Annotated in this window: 16 protein-coding genes; 9 read left to right on the top strand and 7 right to left on the bottom strand. The window is 59.6% G+C overall.

Annotated elements, in window-relative coordinates; all coding sequences use genetic code 11:
• The first annotated feature begins 1 nt into the window (after position 1).
• Both JIO00_RS06755 and JIO00_RS06750 read left to right on the top strand, forming a co-directional pair.
• Complete coding sequence (locus JIO00_RS06755; protein WP_077749549.1) at positions 2-1,168, top strand: MFS transporter; 1,167 nt, start codon at positions 2-4, stop codon at positions 1,166-1,168.
• A gap of 23 nt (positions 1,169-1,191) precedes the next feature.
• Positions 1,192-2,241 carry an alkene reductase gene (locus tag JIO00_RS06750; protein WP_010462513.1) on the top strand — a complete coding sequence of 350 codons (1,050 nt, stop codon included), beginning with the start codon at positions 1,192-1,194 and terminating at the stop codon, positions 2,239-2,241.
• Positions 2,242-2,491: 250 nt separating this feature from the next.
• On the opposite strand, the gene emhR is transcribed toward JIO00_RS06750, so the two are convergent.
• Complete coding sequence (gene emhR / locus JIO00_RS06745) at positions 2,492-3,124, bottom strand: efflux system transcriptional repressor EmhR (RefSeq protein WP_083374862.1); 633 nt, start codon at positions 3,122-3,124, stop codon at positions 2,492-2,494.
• A gap of 265 nt (positions 3,125-3,389) precedes the next feature.
• Between emhR and JIO00_RS06740 the strand changes: the two genes are divergently transcribed.
• The 7 genes from JIO00_RS06740 (at position 3,390) to JIO00_RS06710 (ending at position 13,392) form a co-directional block, all read left to right on the top strand.
• Entirely contained in the window at positions 3,390-4,547 is a 1,158-nt protein-coding gene (locus JIO00_RS06740) for an efflux RND transporter periplasmic adaptor subunit (RefSeq protein ID WP_010462517.1), read from the top strand.
• A 3-nt stretch (positions 4,548-4,550) separates the two neighbouring features.
• Entirely contained in the window at positions 4,551-7,700 is a 3,150-nt protein-coding gene (emhB, locus tag JIO00_RS06735; protein ID WP_010462519.1) for an efflux RND transporter permease subunit EmhB, read from the top strand.
• Positions 7,697-9,157: an efflux RND transporter outer membrane subunit EmhC gene (emhC, locus tag JIO00_RS06730; protein WP_077749550.1), complete on the top strand. Its 1,461-nt coding sequence runs from the start codon at positions 7,697-7,699 to the stop codon at positions 9,155-9,157. Before emhB ends, emhC begins: the two co-directional genes overlap by 4 nt.
• A 438-nt stretch (positions 9,158-9,595) precedes the next feature.
• Complete coding sequence (locus JIO00_RS06725; protein ID WP_145307464.1) at positions 9,596-10,855, top strand: OprD family porin; 1,260 nt, start codon at positions 9,596-9,598, stop codon at positions 10,853-10,855.
• A 227-nt stretch (positions 10,856-11,082) separates the two neighbouring features.
• Positions 11,083-11,730 (top strand): hypothetical protein, encoded by a 648-nt coding sequence (locus JIO00_RS06720; RefSeq protein ID WP_200667853.1) that lies wholly within the window; start codon positions 11,083-11,085, stop codon positions 11,728-11,730.
• 46 nt (positions 11,731-11,776) lie between these two features.
• Positions 11,777-12,538: a DUF3050 domain-containing protein gene (locus JIO00_RS06715; protein ID WP_200667851.1), complete on the top strand. Its 762-nt coding sequence runs from the start codon at positions 11,777-11,779 to the stop codon at positions 12,536-12,538.
• Positions 12,539-12,576: 38 nt separating this feature from the next.
• A complete protein-coding gene (locus JIO00_RS06710; protein WP_200667849.1) occupies positions 12,577-13,392 on the top strand; it encodes a methyltransferase domain-containing protein in 816 nt (271 codons plus the stop codon).
• Between the two features lie 194 nt (positions 13,393-13,586).
• On the opposite strand, the gene pcaC is transcribed toward JIO00_RS06710, so the two are convergent.
• The 6 genes from pcaC to pcaH form a co-directional block, all read right to left on the bottom strand.
• A complete protein-coding gene (gene pcaC / locus JIO00_RS06705) occupies positions 13,587-13,979 on the bottom strand; it encodes a 4-carboxymuconolactone decarboxylase (RefSeq protein ID WP_010462533.1) in 393 nt (130 codons plus the stop codon).
• Between the two features lie 10 nt (positions 13,980-13,989).
• Positions 13,990-14,781 (bottom strand): 3-oxoadipate enol-lactonase, encoded by a 792-nt coding sequence (gene pcaD / locus JIO00_RS06700; protein WP_200667848.1) that lies wholly within the window; start codon positions 14,779-14,781, stop codon positions 13,990-13,992.
• An 11-nt stretch (positions 14,782-14,792) separates the two neighbouring features.
• Positions 14,793-16,157, bottom strand: coding sequence for a 3-carboxy-cis,cis-muconate cycloisomerase (locus JIO00_RS06695; protein WP_200667846.1), 1,365 nt, complete (start codon positions 16,155-16,157; stop codon positions 14,793-14,795).
• A gap of 45 nt (positions 16,158-16,202) precedes the next feature.
• On the bottom strand, positions 16,203-17,507 hold the full coding sequence (locus JIO00_RS06690; protein ID WP_010462539.1) for an MFS family transporter: 1,305 nt from the start codon (positions 17,505-17,507) through the stop codon (positions 16,203-16,205).
• A 186-nt stretch (positions 17,508-17,693) separates the two neighbouring features.
• Positions 17,694-18,260 (bottom strand): protocatechuate 3,4-dioxygenase subunit alpha, encoded by a 567-nt coding sequence (pcaG, locus tag JIO00_RS06685; protein WP_010462541.1) that lies wholly within the window; start codon positions 18,258-18,260, stop codon positions 17,694-17,696.
• A gap of 1 nt (position 18,261) precedes the next feature.
• The gene (pcaH, locus tag JIO00_RS06680) at positions 18,262-18,966 is read right to left on the bottom strand and encodes a protocatechuate 3,4-dioxygenase subunit beta (protein WP_200667844.1); all 705 of its coding nucleotides are present in this window, start codon (positions 18,964-18,966) and stop codon (positions 18,262-18,264) included.

The following is an 18,966-nucleotide window of genomic DNA, read 5'->3' as shown; positions in this document are numbered from 1 at the left end:
AATGCCCCTCTCGCTTCTCATTCTGGCCTTGAGCGCCTTCGCCATCGGCACCACCGAGTTCGTCATCATGGGCTTGTTGCCCGATGTGGCGGCTGACCTCGGCGTGTCGATCCCGGGCGCTGGCTGGCTGGTGACCGGTTACGCCCTGGGCGTGGCCATCGGTGCGCCGTTCATGGCACTGGCCACCTCCCGATTACCGCGCAAGGCTGCACTGGTAGCGTTGATGGGCATTTTCATCATCGGCAACCTGCTCTGTGCCATGGCGACCGATTACAACGTGCTGATGTTTGCCCGTGTGGTCACGGCCCTCTGCCACGGTGCGTTCTTCGGTATCGGTTCGGTGGTGGCGGCAGGTCTGGTTCCGGCGAACAAACGCGCCTCCGCCGTGGCCTTGATGTTCACCGGCCTGACCCTGGCCAACGTGCTCGGCGTTCCGTTGGGCACCGCGCTCGGTCAGGAAGCCGGCTGGCGCTCGACCTTCTGGGCAGTGACCGTGATTGGTGTGATCGCGTTGATTGGCCTGATCCGCTTCCTGCCGGCCAAGCGCGATGAAGAGAAACTCGACATGCGCGCCGAACTGCGCGCCCTCAAAGGCGCCGGGATCTGGCTGTCGCTGAGCATGACGGCGCTGTTCGCGGCGTCGGTATTCACCCTGTTCACTTATGTCGCCCCGCTGCTCGGTGATGTCACCGGCGTCTCGCCCAAAGGCGTGACCTGGACCCTGATGCTCATCGGCCTGGGCCTGACGGTCGGCAACATCATCGGCGGCAAGCTGGCTGACAAAGGCCTGGCCGCAACGCTGATCGGCGTCTTCATCTCGATGGCCGTGATCTCGACCGTACTGACCTGGACCAGCGTCGCGCTGATCCCGGCCGAAATCACCCTGTTCCTCTGGGCCACCGCGTGCTTCGCCGCCGTCCCCGCCCTGCAAGTGAACGTGGTGACCTACGGCAAGGCCGCGCCGAACCTGGTGTCGACCCTGAACATCGGCGCTTTCAACATCGGCAACGCCTTGGGCGCCTGGGTCGGCGGCAGCGTCATCGCCCACGGTTTCGGCCTGACCAGCGTGCCACTCGCGGCAGCAGCACTGGCGGTACTCGCCCTGCTGGTGACCCTGATTACTTTCCGTCAGCGCGGTAATCCCGAACTGGCCCCTGCTATCAACTGATACTTCACGAGGGTTGTACTTAAATGACGACTATTTTCGATCCGATCAAACTGGGCGACATCGAGCTGGCCAACCGCATCATCATGGCGCCGCTGACCCGCTGCCGCGCCGACGAAGGCCGGGTGCCAAACGCTCTGATGGCCGAATACTACGTACAACGCGCCTCGGCCGGCCTGATCCTCAGCGAAGCCACGTCGGTCACGCCGATGGGCGTCGGCTACCCGGACACTCCAGGTATCTGGTCCAACGATCAGGTGCGTGGCTGGGCGAACGTGACCAAAGCGATCCACGGTGCGGGCGGCAAGATTTTCCTGCAACTGTGGCACGTCGGCCGGGTTTCCCACGAATCGTACCTGAACGGTGAAGCACCAGTCGCACCGAGCGCCATCCAGCCTAAGGGTCACGTCAGCCTGGTTCGCCCATTGTCCGACTACCCAACCCCGCGCGCACTGGAAACCGCTGAAATCGCCGACATCGTCGACGCCTACCGCACCGGTGCCGAGAACGCCAAGGCTGCCGGTTTTGACGGTGTGGAAATCCACGGTGCCAATGGTTACCTGCTCGATCAGTTCCTGCAAAGCAGCACCAACCAGCGCACCGATAACTACGGTGGTTCCCTGGAAAACCGTGCGCGCCTGTTGCTGGAAGTAACCGACGCCGCAATCGAAGTCTGGGGCGCTGGCCGCGTCGGCGTGCACTTGTCTCCGCGTGCCGATTCCCACGACATGGGCGATGACAACCTGGCCGAGACCTTCACTTACGTCGCTCGCGAACTGGGCAAGCGTGGCATCGCGTTCATTTGCTCCCGTGAGAAAGAAGCCGGCGACAGCCTGGGTCCACAATTGAAAGAAGCGTTCGGCGGCCCGTACATCGTCAACGAACGCTTCACCAAGGACAGCGCCAACGCTTGGCTGGCCAGCGGCAAGGCAGATGCAGTCGCCTTCGGCGTTCCATTCATTGCCAACCCGGACCTGCCGGCACGCTTGAAGGCGGATGCGCCGCTTAACGAAGCGCGTCCCGAGCTGTTCTACGCCAAGGGGCCCGTGGGTTACATCGACTATCCCGTGATGTAAGCATCTCCCTTGAAATGCAAAAGCCCCGACTCGAAAGAGCCGGGGCTTTTTGTTGCGCCATGTTTATTCACAGGGCTTCACACCGATTCACACGCACGACACAAAATCACTACAAAATACGTAGCTCGCTACCTTTCAACCTGACGAGCGTGCGTATATAAAAGCTTCCCCGGTGCATTAAGGCGAACATTGAAGGGATCAACGCTCGCCTTAATGGTTGACATAAACGGATCCAATTACGCATTTTGTTTTATTTGCGCAGGCTGGGGCTCAGGCGCAGCATGTCCAATCCTGTATTGACCCATCGCTCGGCTTCGGTGTGCAGTTGAAAACTGTCCGGGGCCAATAGCCACTGGTACAGCATGCCATCGATGTAGGCGTGCAGGCTGATGGCCGCGCGGGCCGTGTCGAGGTCCTCGGGCATTTGCCCCCGATTCACCGCATTACTCAGGGCCAGGGCGATTCGCACATTGCAATCGAGGCTGACTTCACGACGCTGCTGACGCAGATCGCACATTTCATCGGTGAATTCGCACTTATGAAACAAAATCTCATTGATGCGTCGGGTCTTCGGATCCAGGGCAACTTGATGAAACAAATGAATCAGCAGTTTGCGCATGCAGCCCAGCGGATCGAGCTCATCTTCGCTTTCACTGGCCCTGGCCATTTCATCCAGCGGCTCTTTCAAGCTATCGAGCATGGCCTGCACCAGATCCGCCTTATTGCTGAAATGCCAGTAGATGGCGCCGCGAGTCACGCCGGCCAGAGTCGCGATGTCCGCCAGCGTAGTGCGCGCCACGCCTCTTTCATAAAAGGCTTTCTCTGCCGCTTCCAGTATCTGGCTGCGGGTTTCTTGAGCTTCCTCTTTGGTACGACGGACCATGGCAGTAAAACCTCAATCGGGATGCTTCAGCGATGTCTGAACAGCCGCTGAACAAAAGTGGGGCGAGCGCTCTTGGGACTCGTCCCCGGCTTACAATTCGAACCTTTGACGGGCGTTGGTAACGGGGTGGATACGCAGTCAAGGTGTTTACAAACAACCATGAACGTAAGTATATTCCTTAGCAAGCTACTTATCCACTCAGCACTCATTTTTTACCCTTTCACATTTCTAGTGCGTTTCTTGCGCGCCTGACCCGAGGATTTTCATGCAATTCAAGCCAGCTGTTACCGCTCTGGTCGCCGCCGTCGCCCTGGCATCACTGCTCAGCGGATGCAAAAAGGAAGAAGCGGCACCCGCCGCACCGCCTCCTCAGGTCGGCGTGGTCACCCTGCAACCTCAAGCCTTTACCCTGACGTCCGAACTGCCGGGGCGCACCAGTGCGTTCCGCATCGCCGAAGTTCGCCCACAGGTCAATGGCATCATTCTCAAACGTCTGTTCAAGGAAGGCGGTGACGTCAAGGCCGGCCAGCAGCTGTATCAGATCGATCCGTCGGTCTATGACGCTACGCTGAAAAGCGCCCAAGCCAACCTGCAACAGACGAAGTCGATCTCGGATCGCTACAAGCAGTTGGTCAACGAACAGGCCGTCAGCCGTCAGGAATACGACACGGCCGTGGCCAACCGCATGCAATCGGAAGCCGCGCTGCAAACCGCTCAGATCAATGTGCGGTACACCAAGGTCTACGCGCCGATTTCCGGCCGCATCGGCCGCTCGAACGTGACCGAGGGTGCGCTGGTCAGCAACGGCCAGGTCGATGCCATGGCGGTGATCCAGCAACTCGACCCGATTTACGTCGACGTCACCCAGTCTTCGGTCGAGCTGCTTGAGCTGCGTCGCGAACTGGAAAGCGGCCGCCTGCAAAAGGCTGGCGACACGGCAGCGGCGGTCAAGCTGACGCTCGAAGACGGCAGCCAGTACAAACAGGAAGGCAAGCTCGAATTCTCCGAAGTTTCGGTTGACCAGACCACCGGCTCCGTGACCTTGCGTGCAGTGTTCCCGAACCCGGATCACACGCTGCTTCCGGGCATGTTCGTACACGCTCAGCTCAAATCCGGTGTGAACGCCGCTGCCATTCTGGCGCCGCAACAAGGCGTAACCCGCGACCTCAAAGGCTCGCCGACCGCACTGGTCGTCGGTGCGGACAACAAGGTCGAACTGCGTCAGCTCAAGGCCAGCCGCACCGTCGGCAACCAATGGTTGATCGAAGACGGCCTGAAGGCCGGCGATCGTCTGATCACCGAAGGACTGCAATTCGTCAAACCTGGCGTCGAAGTCAAAGCCAGTGAAGCGACTAACGTTGGCGCAAAGAACCCGGCCCCCGCACAGGCAGCTGACAAGGCTTCCAGCGGCAAAGGGGAGTAAACCATGTCGAAATTTTTTATCGACCGTCCGATTTTCGCTTGGGTAATTGCCCTGGTGATCATGCTGGTCGGGGCACTCTCGATTCTCAAACTTCCGATCAACCAATACCCGAGCATTGCGCCTCCGGCCATTGCGATCCAGGTCACCTACCCAGGCGCGTCCGCACAAACCGTGCAGGACACCGTGGTGCAGGTCATCGAACAACAGCTCAACGGTATCGATAACCTGCGTTATGTCTCCTCGGAAAGTAACTCCGACGGCAGCATGACCATTACCGCGACCTTCGAGCAGGGCACCAACTCCGATACCGCGCAGGTTCAGGTCCAGAACAAACTGAACCTGGCCACCCCGCTGCTGCCGCAAGAAGTGCAGCAACAGGGTATCCGCGTGACCAAGGCAGTGAAAAACTTCCTGTTGGTGATCGGCGTGGTATCTCGCGACGGCAGCATGACCAAGGACGACCTGTCCAACTACATCGTGTCGAACATGCAGGACCCGATCTCGCGGACCGCCGGTGTCGGTGACTTCCAGGTCTTCGGTTCCCAGTACGCGATGCGTGTCTGGCTCGACCCTGCCAAGCTGAACAACTTCAACCTGACGCCAGTGGACGTGAAAGCGGCCATCGCGGCGCAGAACATCCAGGTGTCCTCCGGTCAACTGGGCGGCCTGCCTGCTGCGCCCGGCCAGCAGTTGAACGCCACCATCATCGGCAAGACACGTCTGCAGACTGCCGAGCAGTTCAACAAGATCCTGCTCAAAGTCAACAAGGACGGCTCGCAAGTACGCCTGTCCGATGTGGCCGATGTAGGCCTGGGCGGTGAAAACTACAGCATCAACGCCCAGTTCAACGGCGCACCGGCTTCCGGTCTGGCGGTGAAACTGGCCAACGGTGCCAACGCCCTCGACACCGCGAAAGCGCTGCGCAACACCATCAACACGCTCAAGCCGTTCTTCCCGCAAGGCATGGAAGTGGTGTTCCCGTACGACACCACCCCGGTGGTGACCGAGTCGATCAAGGGTGTGGTTGAAACCCTGGTCGAAGCGATCGTGCTGGTGTTCCTGGTGATGTTCCTGTTCCTGCAGAATTTCCGCGCCACTGTCATCACCACGATGACCGTGCCGGTGGTGTTGCTGGGGACATTCGGGATCCTCGCGGCGTTCGGTTTCAGCATCAACACCCTGACCATGTTCGGCATGGTGCTGGCCATCGGCTTGCTGGTGGACGATGCCATTGTCGTGGTGGAAAACGTCGAACGGGTCATGAGCGAAGAAGGTCTGTCACCCAAGGAGGCCACCAAGAAATCCATGGGGCAGATCCAGGGTGCACTGGTCGGTATCGCCCTGGTGCTGTCGGCGGTATTGCTGCCGATGGCGTTCTTCAGTGGCTCTACCGGTGTGATCTACAAGCAATTCTCGATCACCATCGTCTCGGCCATGGCCCTGTCGGTACTGGTTGCGCTGATCTTCACCCCGGCACTGTGCGCCACCATGCTCAAGGCAATTCCGAAAGGCGAGCACGGCACGCCGAAACGCGGCTTCTTCGGCTGGTTCAACCGCAGCTTTGACCGTGGCGTCAAAAGCTACGAGCGTGGCGTGGGCAACATGCTGACGCACAAGGCGCCGTACCTGCTGGCCTACTTGATCATTGTCGTCGGCATGATCTGGCTGTTCACCCGCATTCCAACGGCGTTCCTCCCGGAAGAAGACCAAGGCGTGCTGTTTGCCCAGGTGCAGACCCCGGCCGGCTCCAGCGCCGAACGCACGCAGGTGGTGATCGATGAGATGCGCTCCTACCTGCTGGACAAGGAATCGAGCGCCGTGGCCTCGGTGTTTACCGTCAACGGCTTCAACTTCGCCGGTCGCGGCCAAAGCTCGGGCCTGGCGTTCATCATGCTCAAGCCGTGGGATCAGCGGGATGCGGAAAACAGCGTGTTCAAACTCGCCGCCCGCGCCCAGCAGCACTTCTTCACCTTCCGCGATGCGATGGTGTTCGCCTTTGCGCCACCGGCGGTATTGGAGCTGGGTAACGCCACCGGTTTCGACGTATTCCTGCAAGACCGCGCCGGCATCGGTCACGACAAGTTGATGGAGGCTCGCAACCAGTTCCTCGGCATGGCGGCACAGAGCAAGGTGCTTTATCAGGTGCGTCCGAACGGCCTGAACGACGAGCCGCAATACCAGCTGGAAATCGATGACGAGAAAGCCAGTGCATTGGGCCTGACCCTCACCGACATCAACAGCACCCTGTCGATTGCCTTGGGTAGTAGCTACGTCAACGACTTCATCGACCGTGGTCGGGTGAAGAAGGTCTACGTGCAAGGTCAACCCGGTTCGCGGATGAGCCCGGAAGACATCAAGAAATGGTATGTGCGCAACGCCGCCGGAACCATGGTGCCCTTCTCCGCCTTCGCCAAGGGCGAGTGGATTTACGGTGCACCGAAGCTCTCGCGTTACAACGGCGTAGAAGCGATGGAAATTCTCGGTGCCCCGGCCCCGGGCTATTCCACCGGTGAAGCCATGGCTGAAGTCGAAGCCCTGGCCAAGAAACTGCCGGCCGGTGTCGGTATTTCCTGGACCGGTCTGTCATACGAAGAACGGCTATCGGGCTCACAGGCGCCGGCGCTGTATGCGTTGTCGCTGCTGATGGTGTTCCTGTGCCTGGCGGCGCTGTACGAAAGCTGGTCGATTCCGATCGCGGTGATGCTGGTGGTGCCGCTGGGGATCATCGGGGCACTGTTGGCCACCAGTCTGCGGGGACTCTCCAATGACGTTTACTTCCAGGTGGGCCTGTTGACAACCATCGGTCTGGCAGCGAAAAACGCCATTCTGATCGTCGAGTTCGCCAAGGAACTGCATGAGCAAGGGCGTAGCCTTCGCGAAGCGGCGATTGAAGCGTGCCGAATGCGTTTGCGACCGATCATCATGACCTCGCTGGCCTTCGTGCTCGGTGTGGTACCGCTGGCGATTTCCACGGGCGCCGGTTCAGGTAGCCAGCACGCAATCGGCACGGGCGTTATTGGCGGTATGATCACCGCCACCGTCCTGGCGATCTTCTGGGTCCCACTGTTCTTCGTTACCGTGTCGTCCATTGGCCAGCGCAAAAAAGCCGACCAGGATGACGCAATTGAACCTTCTAAAGAGGCTGGCCAATGAGCAAGTCGCTACTCTCCATCGCAGTTGCCGCCTTCGTGCTGAGCGGCTGCTCGCTGATTCCCGACTATCAGCAACCTGAGGCACCAGTGGCGGGCCAATACCCGCAAGGTCCGGCGTACTCGTCGGCCCAGGCGCCGAATCAGGCCGCTGCGGAACAGGGCTGGAAGCAGTTTTTCCATGACCCGGCACTGCAACAGCTGATTCAGGTGTCGCTGGAAAACAACCGTGACCTGCGTGTCGCCGCCCTGAACATCGACGCGTTCGCGGCTCAATACCGCATCCAGCGCGCCGATCTGTTCCCGGCCGTTTCGGCCAATGGCACCGGCAGCCGTCAGCGTCTTCCGGCTGACGCGTCGCAGACCGGTCAAGCGGGCATCAGCAGTTCCTACTCCGCTACGGTCGGTATCAGTGCTTATGAACTCGACCTGTTCGGTCGGGTTCGCAGCCTCAGCGAAGAAGCCCTGCAGAAGTACTTCGCGACAGAAGAAGGCCGTCGCAGCACGCAGATCAGTCTGGTGGCCAGCGTGGCCAATGCCTACCTGACCTGGCAGGCCGACAAGGAACTGCTGAAACTCACCCAGGACACCCTCGGTGCGTTCGAGGAGAGCTACAAGCTCACCGCGCGCAGCAACGAAGTCGGTGTGGCTTCGGCCCTGGACCTGGCCCAGTCGCGTACCTCGGTGGAAAACGCCCGGGCGCAACTGGCCAAGTACACCCGTCAGGTCGCGCAGGACGAAAACAGCCTGGTGCTGCTGCTCGGCACCGGCATCCCGGCCAATCTGCGAGAAGCCAAGCCGCTGTCTGACGACCTGCTGAGCGACGTACCGCCCGGTCTGCCATCGGACTTGCTGCAACGTCGTCCGGATATTCTCCAGGCCGAGTACAACCTGAAAGCTGCCAACGCCAACATCGGCGCGGCACGGGCGGCGTTCTTCCCGAGCATCAGCCTGACCGCCAATGCCGGGACCCTGAGCCCGGACTTGTCCGGTCTGTTCAAGGGCGGCTCGGGCACCTGGTTGTTCTCGCCGCAGATCAATCTGCCGATCTTCAATGCCGGCAGCCTGCGCGCCAGCCTGGATTACTCGAAAATCCAGAAAGACATCGGCGTGGCGAACTACGAGAAGTCCATTCAAACGGCCTTCCAGGAAGTCGCCGACGGCCTGGCCGCCCGCCAGACCTACACCGACCAGTTGCAGGCGCAGCGTGATTTCGTCACCGCCAACCAGGACTACTACCGTCTGGCCGAGCGTCGCTACCGTATCGGTGTCGACAGCAACCTGACCTTCCTCGACGCCCAGCGTCAGTTGTTCAGCGCCCAGCAGGTGCTGATCACTGATCGTCTGGCGCAGCTGATCAGTGCGGTCAATCTGTACAAGGCACTGGGTGGTGGCTGGAACGAGCAGACGGCGAAAGTCGAACCGCTGAAAGAAGAAGCGCCGAAGATGAAGTTGTTCTGATAGCGCTGTAAGACAAGAGGCCCACCTTTTGGTGGGCTTTTTGTTGCCTGCGGGAAAAGGTGTGGTGTCAGTAATGGCCTCTTCGCGGTCAAGCCTCGCTCCTGCAGTGTCCGCGTCGAATCATATTCCATGAACCCCCCACACCCCGTAGGAGCGAGGCTTGCCCGCGAAGAGGCCAGCCCATAAACACAAAAACCTCAAGCCAACATGCGTTCGATAACCGCCCAAAACCCGCTTTCCCCGATTGAACCCTCCCGTCCATCCCCCGCACCATTCGTCGCACAAGACCAATAACATCAGGTTCGACACCATGCCCCCGCGCCCTGCCCTGTCCGGCTGATCCCACCCCTTTTTTCACGATATCGAATCCCTTGTCTGCAACGGCCACGTTGCGGCAGCGCCCCGTTTCATCCCTAACAATTAGAGAGACCCGAGCCCATGACGCCTTCCACCACGCCGTACTACTTCCCAAGCCTGATAGCCATCGCCCTGGCCTGCGCGGCCCTGCCTGCCATGGCCGAGGAGTCGGGTTTTGTCGAAGGTGCCAAGGTCAACCTGAACCTGCGCAATTTCTACATCAACCGCAACTTCACCAACCCGACCAAGGCCCAGGGCAAGGCTGAAGAATGGACACAAAGTTTCATTCTCGACGCCAAATCCGGCTTCACCCAAGGCACCGTCGGCTTCGGCATGGATGTGCTGGGCTTGTATTCGGTGAAGCTCGACGGCGGCAAAGGCACGGGCGGGACTCAGTTGCTGCCGCTGGATCACGACGGTCGCCCGGCGGACAGCTTTGGTCGCACCAACGTGGCGTTCAAGGCCAGGCTGTCGCAGACCGAAATCAAGGTCGGTGAATGGATCCCGGTGCTGCCGATCCTGCGCTCGGACGACGGTCGCTCCCTGCCGCAAACCTTTCGTGGCGGCCAGATCACCTCGAAAGAAATCGCCGGCCTGACGCTCTACGGCGGCCAGTTCCGCGCCAACAGCCCCCGTGACGACAGCAGCATGAGCGATATGTCGATGACCGGAAAACCGGCGTTTACCTCCGACCGCTTCAACTTCCAGGGCGGCGAATACGCCTTCAACGACAAGCGCACCCAGATCAGCCTGTGGAACGCCGAACTCAAGGACATCTACAGCCAGCAATACGTGAACCTGATTCACAGCCAACCCCTCGGCGACTGGACCCTGGGCGCCAACCTGGGTTTCTTCTATGGCAAGGAAGATGGCAGTGCCCGGGCCGGCGATCTGGACAACAAGACCTGGTCGGGCCTGTTCTCGGCCAAATACGGCGGCCACACCTTCTACGTTGGCCTGCAAAAACTCACTGGCGACAGCGGGTGGATGCGGGTCAATGGCACCAGCGGCGGCACCCTGGCCAACGACAGTTACAACGCCAGTTATGACAATGCGAAAGAAAAATCCTGGCAGGTACGGCATGACTACAACTTCGTCGCCCTCGGCATCCCCGGTCTGACCCTGATGAACCGCTACATCAGCGGCGACAACGTGCACACCGGCACAATCACCGACGGCAAGGAATGGGGCCGCGAAAGCGAATTGGGCTACACCGTGCAAAGCGGCGCGCTCAAAGACCTCAACGTTAAATGGCGCAACTCGACCATTCGTCGGGACTTCAGCAACAACGAGTTCGATGAGAACCGGTTGATCGTCAGCTATCCGATCAGTTTGTTGTAACCGCATTCCACAGCGCCGGGACACAGGCCACATCGGAAGTGGCCTATTCAAAAAAACTGCGAGCACATGAATATCGTAGTTCTATGAAGTTATAACAAATTGACTGCCGCGCTATTATTAAAAAAACTTAAAACCTGTTAGTTCTAACAGTAGCCTCCTTTCTGTCGGACTTCTAGAATCTGCCTGAAACAACATTCAGCAGTTTAAACCATGGAAGGGAAAACACTATGAACTGGTGGCAGATCGATACATTGATTATGGTTTCTTATGGCATCGTCCACTCCTGCCTCACAACCCGACCGGCGATGAAACTTTACGAAATATTCTTTCCAGAGTGGAGCTGGAATATTGGGATGTGCGTCTTTTCCGCCGCCACACTGGCGCTTGGTATTTATTACTGGCAGCCCTCAGGGCATTACATCTACGTCTTGATACCGGGAAGCCCACTGTTTCACTTTGCGGCGTTATCGATGGTCACTCTATTGGGCCTTACCATTTACTGCTTTCGTTACACCTCTACGTTTTGGCAATGGCTCGGCGCTCACCAATTAATTGCCAAATTGAGAGGACATAAAATCCCCGCGCCCTATCGAATGCAAGTACAAGGCATCAAGCGATACATACGTTTCCCCCACCATACTTTTCTAATGTTGTTTTTCTGGGCCCACCCGATCATGACTTACGACACGCTACTTTTTTCGGTCGGCGCCACAATCTATATGTATATCGGCACATGGCACATGGACAAACGCCTTGAATCAATATTTGGTGAAGAATGGCTAGTTTACAAGAAAGTGACCGGATTAATGCTGCCCTCACCTAAAGCATGGTCACGACTTTTTTCAGATCTACGCCAGCCGGGTAACGTCGTCTGATACAGACGTTGCCCCACCTTGAAACGTCTTTGCAAGGATGCAATCCATGTTTGAAAAAGAACTTGGCCCCTATCAGTATCGATTGGCCCAACACCCCATTTATGAGGCTATTCAATCGATCGAGCATGCCAGATTGTTTATGAGTCACCATGTGTTTGCAGTGTGGGACTTCATGAGCCTGGCCAAACGTCTGCAACGCGACTTCACTTGTGTCGAACTACCCTGGATGCCGGTGCAGAATGAAGATAGCGCCCGCCTGATCAATGAAATCATCACCGGCGAAGAATCGGATATTGGCCATGATGGCCGCCCGGTCAGTCATTTCCGCTTGTACCTCGACGCAATGGCCGAAGTCAGTGCGCCCACTGAAAAAATCGAGGCATTCATCAATCATTTGGCACACTCCTTTGCCCTAGGGAAGGCGCTCAAACAAGCCCGGGTTCCGGCATACGTACAAACGTTCGTCAAACACACGATCAGGACAGCACGCAAAGCCTCGACTGCCGAAGTGGCCAGCAGCTTTCTTTTTGGCCGCGAAGACCCGATACCCGCAATGTTCCAGATTCTGTTAGAGCGTTGGGGGCTAACTATTCATCAGGCCCCGAAGTTGACGTACTACCTGAACCGACACATCGAAGTAGACAGTGGCGATCATGGTCCTGGTGCACAAAAAATATTATCTCGATTGATCACCACGTCAGACCTGCGGGAAAAAGCATTACAGGCGGCCATTGACGCTATCGAACACAGAATCCAGTTGTGGAACGGTATCTATGGCGAAATAAAAAAGGTGGATGCAGGCGCCTAGTCACTCGCCGACCACTCATGGACAGAGAGGACAACCTCATGCCCCCCCCAATCAAATCGGCTCCCGTCAAGCCCGACTGGGACGCCAAGGCCTATCAACAATTCTCACGTCTTCGACAACGGCCGGTGAACGAGCTACTCGACCGCGTCAACCTTGAAAACCCCAAACGCATCTACGACCTCGGCTGTGGCACCGGCATTGCGACTCAAGCTTTGGCCAAACGCTGGCCCCGCGCACACCTGATGGGCATCGACAGTTCGGAGCAAATGCTTCAGGAGGCCAGAGGCTTGCCGATCAAGGCGCTGTGGAAGCAGTGCGATCTACAGAACTGGCAGCCGGAGCAACCCGCCGACCTGCTCTTTGCCGCCGCCGTGCTGCACTTCATCGACAGTCACGAACAGTTGCTGCCGCGCTTGCTCGATTATCTCAACCCGGGTGGTTGTCTGGCGGCGCACATGCCCGACTGGCGGGATGCGGTGTGGTATCAGCTGGTGCTCGACACCCTCAACGATGGAGGCTCCGACGGCAAACCGCTCGGCTCCCCGCAAGTGCGCGAGAGGATGGCGGCGCGGCCGTTGCTGTCACTGGAAAATTACCACCGGTTGCTCGCACCGATTACCCGGACGCTGGACATCTGGGAAACCGAGCAGTTGCAGGTCGTGGACGGCAAGTCGCCGATTTATGACTGGATCAAGGTCTCGGCCTTGCGGGCGGTGATGCAAGGCTTGAAGGATGACGAACAGGCGCGGTTCATTTATCACTTCATGATGCGGGTGCATGCGCATTACCCGCGAGAATGCGATGGGCGCACGTTGTTTCCGTTCAAGCGGATCTTCATTGTCGCCACCGTTTGACCCTGTGGTCACCGCGCTTGCCCGCGATGGCGGTGTGTCATTCACCATCGATGCAAGCTGACCCACCGCGATCGCGAGCAGGCTCGCTCCCACACGGGTCCTGTGTGAACACAAGTCATGTACTCACCGGACATCCCCTGCAGGAGCGAGCCGGCTCGCGATGGCGTCAGCTCAGACACCGCAAATCGCCAGGATCACTCCCGCGATTCAACCCCAAGCTCATCCCACACCGACTCCGCCAAATGGAACGTCGCATTGGCCGCCGGGATGCCGCAGTAGATCGCGCTCTGCATGATCACTTCCTTGATCTCGCCGCGGGTCACGCCGTTGTTGGCGGCGGCGCGCAGGTGCAGTTTGAGTTCTTCGTTGCGGTTCATGCCGATCAGCATGGCGATGGTGATCAGGCTGCGGGTATGGCGTGGCAGGCCCGGCCGGGTCCAGATGTCGCCCCACGCGTGGCGGGTGATCATTTCCTGGAACTCCGAGTTGAACTCGGTCAGGGCATTCAGGCTGCGATCGACATGGGCGTCGCCGAGCACCGCGCGACGGACTTCCAGGCCTTCGTCGTAACGTTGTTTCTCGTCCACAACAATCCCCTTAATCAGCTGACAAAAACGTCAGGACCCGGTCACTGAACGCAGCACCGGCCTGAACGTTGGACAAGTGCGCGGCGTAGAACTCGGCGTATTCGGCGCCCTGCACGTGCTCCTGAATAAAGTGCCCTCCGGACGGTGGCGTGACCGCGTCTTCGGTGCCGGCAATGACCAGCAGCGGCACCTTGATCGCGGACAGCTGATCACGGAAGTCGGCATCGCGCACGGCGGCGCAGTTGGCGGCATAACCCTCTGGCGAAGTGGCCGCGAGCATGTCGGTAATCCGCTTCGCGGCGGCCGGGTTGGCCTCGGCAAAGTCAGGGGTAAACCAGCGCGCAATCGACGCATCGCGCAAGGCGACCATGGCCGCCTGACCGTCACGCAGCACGGTTTCGATCCGTGGATTCCACACCGATGGATCGCCGATTTTCGCGGCGGTGTTGCACACCACCAACTTATTCAATCGATCACCGGCATTGATGCCCAGCCACTGGCCGATCAAGCCACCCATGGACAGGCCGCAAAAATGCGCGCGTTCGATGTGCAGCGCATCCAGCAGCGCCAGCACGTCGTGGCCCAGTTGCTCGATGCTGTATGGCCCCGGCGTGACCAGCGATTTTCCGTGGCCACGGGTGTCGAAACGCAGCACCCGGAAATGCTCGGAGAACGCGGCGACCTGCGCGTCCCACATGTGCAGGTCGGTGCCCAGCGAGTTGGACAGCACCAGCACCGGGGCATCCGCCGGGCCATCAAGTTGGTAATGCAGTTCGCCCTCGGCGAGTTGTACAAAAGCCACAGCAATCTCCTTCAGGCAGTCAACGCAGAATGTTCAGCCACCGCCCGCTCGACCCAAGTATGGGCCTGACCAAGGTAATGGGCGGGGTCCAGCAGACGATCGAGTTCCAGGGCCGACAACTCGGCGGTCACTTGCGGCTCTTCGCCGAGCACCGCTCGCAGATGACGTTGTTCGGCCACCGCACGTTTGCAGCAGCGCTCCAGCAGATGGTGCGCAGTGTCGCGGCCAACCCGTTGGGCGAGGACGATGCTCACCGCCTCGGCCAACACCAGGCCTTGGGTCAGGTCGAGGTTGCGGGCCATGCGGTCGGCGTCCACTTCCAGCCCGTCCGCCAACAGCAGCGCTTGCTTGAGGCTGCCGGACACCAGGCAGCAAATCTCCGGCAGGGTTTCCCATTCGGCATGCCACAGGCCCAGGCTGCGCTCGTGTTCCTGCGGCATGGCGCTGAACAGGGTCGAGAGCAAGCCGGGAACGCGGGTCGCCGCACCGATCAGCACCGCGGCGCCCACCGGGTTGCGTTTGTGCGGCATGGTCGAGGAACCGCCCTTGCCCGGTGCCGACGGTTCGAACACTTCGCCGGCTTCGGTCTGCATCAACAGACTGATGTCGCGGCCGAGTTTGCCGAGGCTGCCGGCGATCAAACCGAGTACCGCGCCGAACTCCACCAAGCGGTCTCGCTGGGTGTGCCAGGGTTGGTCCGGCAGGGTCAGTTGCAGCTCACCGGCCAAGGCTTCGGCAATCGGCATCGCTTGCTCGCCGAGGGCTGCCAGGGTTCCGGAGGCGCCGCCAAATTGCAGCACCAGCAACCGAGGTTTAAGTTCTTGCAGACGTTGGCGGCTGCGAGTGACGGCGCCCAGCCAACCGGCGATTTTCATGCCGAGGGTGACGGGCGTGGCGTGCTGCAACCAGGTGCGCCCGGCCAGCGGCGTGGCGACGAAGCGTAACGCCTGGGTCGCCAAGGTTTCGCCCAGTTGCGCCAGATCGCTTTCGATCAGCGCCAGCGCGCGGCGCAGTTGCAGCACCAGGCCCGTGTCCATTACGTCCTGACTGGTGGCGCCCAGATGCACGTAGCGTTCTGCTTCGGCATCGTTGGCGGCGATCTGTTTACCCAACGCCTTGACCAACGGAATCGCCGAATTGCCCGCCGTGGCAATCGCCTCGCCGAGTGCTGAAAAGTCGTAATGCCCAGCCTGACAAGCCGCTGCGATCGAGGCGACAGCCGACAGCGGAATCAAACCCACCCGCGCCTCGGCCCGGGCCAGTGCCGCTTCGAAATCAAGCATGGCCTGCACCCGGCCTTGATCACAAAACACCTCACGCATATCGCGTGCCGTGAAATAGGCATCGAACAATTGATTGCCCGGTCGCTGATTCATAGACAGTCCCTGAAGGCGTGGGCCGGTCGGGCCCACGCGGTTGGATCAAAGGTCGTGGTGCAAATACTTGGCCTGTTTCGGCAGGCGCAGGCTGAACAGGAACGCCACCGCCATCATCACCGTCACGTACCAGTAGAAGGAGTTTTCAATGCCCGCGGCTTTAAGGCTCAGGGCGACGTATTCCGCCGAACCACCGAAGATCGCGTTGGCCACCGCATACGCCAGGCCGACACCGAGTGCGCGCACTTCCGGCGGGAACATCTCGGCTTTTACCAGGCCACTGATGGAGGTGTAGAAACTGACGATCGCCAGCGCCACGGTAATCAGCACAAAGGCCAGGAACGGACTGCTGACACTTTTCAGGCTCAGCAGAATCGGCACAGTACACAACGTACCCAATGCACCGAACCACAGCATCGAGTTACGGCGGCCGATCTTGTCCGCGAGCATGCCGAACAGCGGCTGCATGCACATATAAAGGAACAGCGCGCCGGTCATGATGTAACTGGCGGTCTTGGCGTGCATGCCGGCGGTGTTCACCAGGTACTTCTGCATGTACGTGGTGAACGTGTAGAAAATCAGCGAGCCACCGGCGGTGTAACCGAGCACGGTAATAAAGGCCGCTTTATGGTCGCGGAACAACGCGCGAATGCTGCCGGCGTCCTTGTTTTCACGCATTTCCTTGCTGGTGGTTTCCTTGAGCGAACGACGCAGGAACAGCGAGATCAATGCAGCCACTGCGCCGACCACAAACGGGATCCGCCAGCCGTAGGCACGCAGGTCATCTTCAGTGAGGAACTGTTGCAGGACCACCACCAGCGACACCGCCAGCAACTGCCCGCCAATCAGCGTCACGTACTGGAACGAGGCGAAGAACCCGCGCTGGCCCTTGAGGGCGACTTCGCTCATGTAGGTTGCGGTGGTGCCGTACTCACCGCCCACCGACAAGCCCTGCAGCAAACGGGCGAACAACAGCATGATCGGCGCCCAGACGCCAATGTCCTTGTAGGTCGGCAGGCAGGCGATGAGCAACGAACCGAAACACATCATCAGAATCGAGATCAGCATCGAATTCTTGCGCCCGTGCTTGTCCGCGACACGGCCGAAAATCCAGCCGCCAATCGGCCGCATCAGGAACCCGGCCGCAAACACGCCGGCGGTATTCACCAGCTGCACAGTCGGGTTATCGGACGGGAAAAAGGCCGGCGCAAAGTAGATCGCGCAAAAGGCGTAGACGTAGAAGTCGAACCATTCAACGAGGTTGCCGGACGAGGCGCCGACAATGGCGAAGATCCGTTTGCTGCGCTCTTCGCCGGTGTAGTGCGCTGGAATAGCGGTAGGGGTTGTCATTGTTTTTCACTCTTTGGGGACCATGACATTCTAGACACACTTTGCAACAGTCCCGTTCCACAGTTGGCAATACTGTCCTCTGTAAGGAGTGAGCCGGCTCGCGATGGCGGAGTGTCATTCAGCACTGAAGGCACTGATATACCGCCATCGCGAGCAGGCTCACTCCTACAGGGATCTGCGGTGTTTTCAGTAGTCGAAGAACACCGTCTCGGCATCGGTGCCTTGCAGAATCACATTCCACTGGTACACACCGGACGCATCCTGCTTCGCCAGCAACGTACCCCGGCGCTCGGCCGGCACACACTCCAGCAACGGGTCGTCGACGTTCGCCGGTTCGTCCTCAAAGTAAATCCGCGTCAGCAAGTGCTTCACCAACCCGCGAGCGAACACCAGCACCACCAGGTGCGGCGCCTGGGTCGAGCCCTTCAGGCCTTCTACCGTTCCGGGTTTGATCGTGGTGAAACGAAAGCGCCCTTCGGCGTCCACCGGCACCCGGCCGAAGCCTTCGAAATTCGGGTCCAGGGGTTTGGCCTGGTCGTCTTCGGGGTGGTCGTACTTGCCGGCGGCGTTGGCCTGCCAGACTTCCAGCATCGCGTCGTTAACGAAATCGCCATTGCCATCGACGACTTGCCCGGTGATCGCCACGCGCTCGCCCAGGGTTTGTTCGACCGTCAGGTCTTCGCGGTTCAGCCAGGTCAAACCAATGTGGTAATACGGCCCGACGGTGTGGGATGTGGTCGCGTTCAGCGTCATCTTATTTCTCCATCGGCGTGGCTTCACGGCCGCGCAAGACGATGTCCCAGCGATAACCGAGGGCATAGGAAGGGATGGTTTGTTCCAGGTCGAAACTGGCGATCAAACGCTCTTTGGCGCTGGTGTCCGGTACGCAGTTGTAGATCGGGTCATAAGCCAGCAGCGGGTCGCCGGGGAAATACATCTGCGTGACCAGCCGCGTCAGGATGCTCGGCCCAAACAGCGAGAAATGAATGTGCGCCGGACGCCAGGCGTTGTGGTGGTTGCCCCACGGGTAAGCGCCGGGCTTGATGGTCTGGAATTGATACCAACCATCGGCGTCGGTCACGGTGCGACCGGTACCGGTGAAGTTCGGGTCCAGCGGCGCGTCGTGCAGGTCGCGGGCATGGTTGTAGCGCCCGGCGGCATTGGCCTGCCAGATCTCCACCAGAATCCCCGGCACCGGCAAGCCGTCTTCATCCAGCACGCGGCCGTGGATGATGACGCGCTCGCCCAACGGTTCGCCCGCGTGCTGCACCGTCAGGTCGTTGTCCTTCTCGTTGATACGCTCGGCGCCGATTGTCGGGCCGGTAATTTCCGACAACGAATGCGGCAAAAACACCAACGGCTTGGACGGCGCGCGAAGGTTGGTGGATTGATAAGTCGGGTGCAGGTAGTCCGGCTGGGTGCCTTCCTGCGGGCGACGGTAACCAGGCTTGTCAGTCAT

Origin of the sequence: Pseudomonas sp. SW-3 (assembly GCF_016615645.1) — a bacterium.
Lineage (GTDB): Bacteria > Pseudomonadota > Gammaproteobacteria > Pseudomonadales > Pseudomonadaceae > Aquipseudomonas > Aquipseudomonas mandelii.
The sequence above is the reverse complement of the archived record's forward strand: the minus strand, read 5'-3'. Positions and strand labels throughout refer to the sequence as shown.

Excerpts from the sequence above, each read along its gene's own strand:
- JIO00_RS06695 (WP_200667846.1), bottom strand. The coding sequence starts at position 16,157 with ATGAATCAGCGACCGGGCAATCAATTGTTCGATGCCTATTTCACGGCA.
- JIO00_RS06750 (WP_010462513.1), top strand. The coding sequence starts at position 1,192 with ATGACGACTATTTTCGATCCGATCAAACTGGGCGACATCGAGCTGGCC.
- JIO00_RS06725 (WP_145307464.1), top strand. The coding sequence starts at position 9,596 with ATGACGCCTTCCACCACGCCGTACTACTTCCCAAGCCTGATAGCCATC.
- emhC (WP_077749550.1), top strand. The coding sequence starts at position 7,697 with ATGAGCAAGTCGCTACTCTCCATCGCAGTTGCCGCCTTCGTGCTGAGC.
- JIO00_RS06690 (WP_010462539.1), bottom strand. The coding sequence starts at position 17,507 with ATGACAACCCCTACCGCTATTCCAGCGCACTACACCGGCGAAGAGCGC.
- pcaH (WP_200667844.1), bottom strand. The coding sequence starts at position 18,966 with ATGACTGACAAGCCTGGTTACCGTCGCCCGCAGGAAGGCACCCAGCCG.
- JIO00_RS06710 (WP_200667849.1), top strand. The coding sequence starts at position 12,577 with ATGCCCCCCCCAATCAAATCGGCTCCCGTCAAGCCCGACTGGGACGCC.
- emhB (WP_010462519.1), top strand. The coding sequence starts at position 4,551 with ATGTCGAAATTTTTTATCGACCGTCCGATTTTCGCTTGGGTAATTGCC.
- pcaG (WP_010462541.1), bottom strand. The coding sequence starts at position 18,260 with ATGACGCTGAACGCGACCACATCCCACACCGTCGGGCCGTATTACCAC.
- JIO00_RS06755 (WP_077749549.1), top strand. The coding sequence starts at position 2 with ATGCCCCTCTCGCTTCTCATTCTGGCCTTGAGCGCCTTCGCCATCGGC.
- JIO00_RS06740 (WP_010462517.1), top strand. The coding sequence starts at position 3,390 with ATGCAATTCAAGCCAGCTGTTACCGCTCTGGTCGCCGCCGTCGCCCTG.
- JIO00_RS06715 (WP_200667851.1), top strand. The coding sequence starts at position 11,777 with ATGTTTGAAAAAGAACTTGGCCCCTATCAGTATCGATTGGCCCAACAC.
- emhR (WP_083374862.1), bottom strand. The coding sequence starts at position 3,124 with ATGGTCCGTCGTACCAAAGAGGAAGCTCAAGAAACCCGCAGCCAGATA.
- JIO00_RS06720 (WP_200667853.1), top strand. The coding sequence starts at position 11,083 with ATGAACTGGTGGCAGATCGATACATTGATTATGGTTTCTTATGGCATC.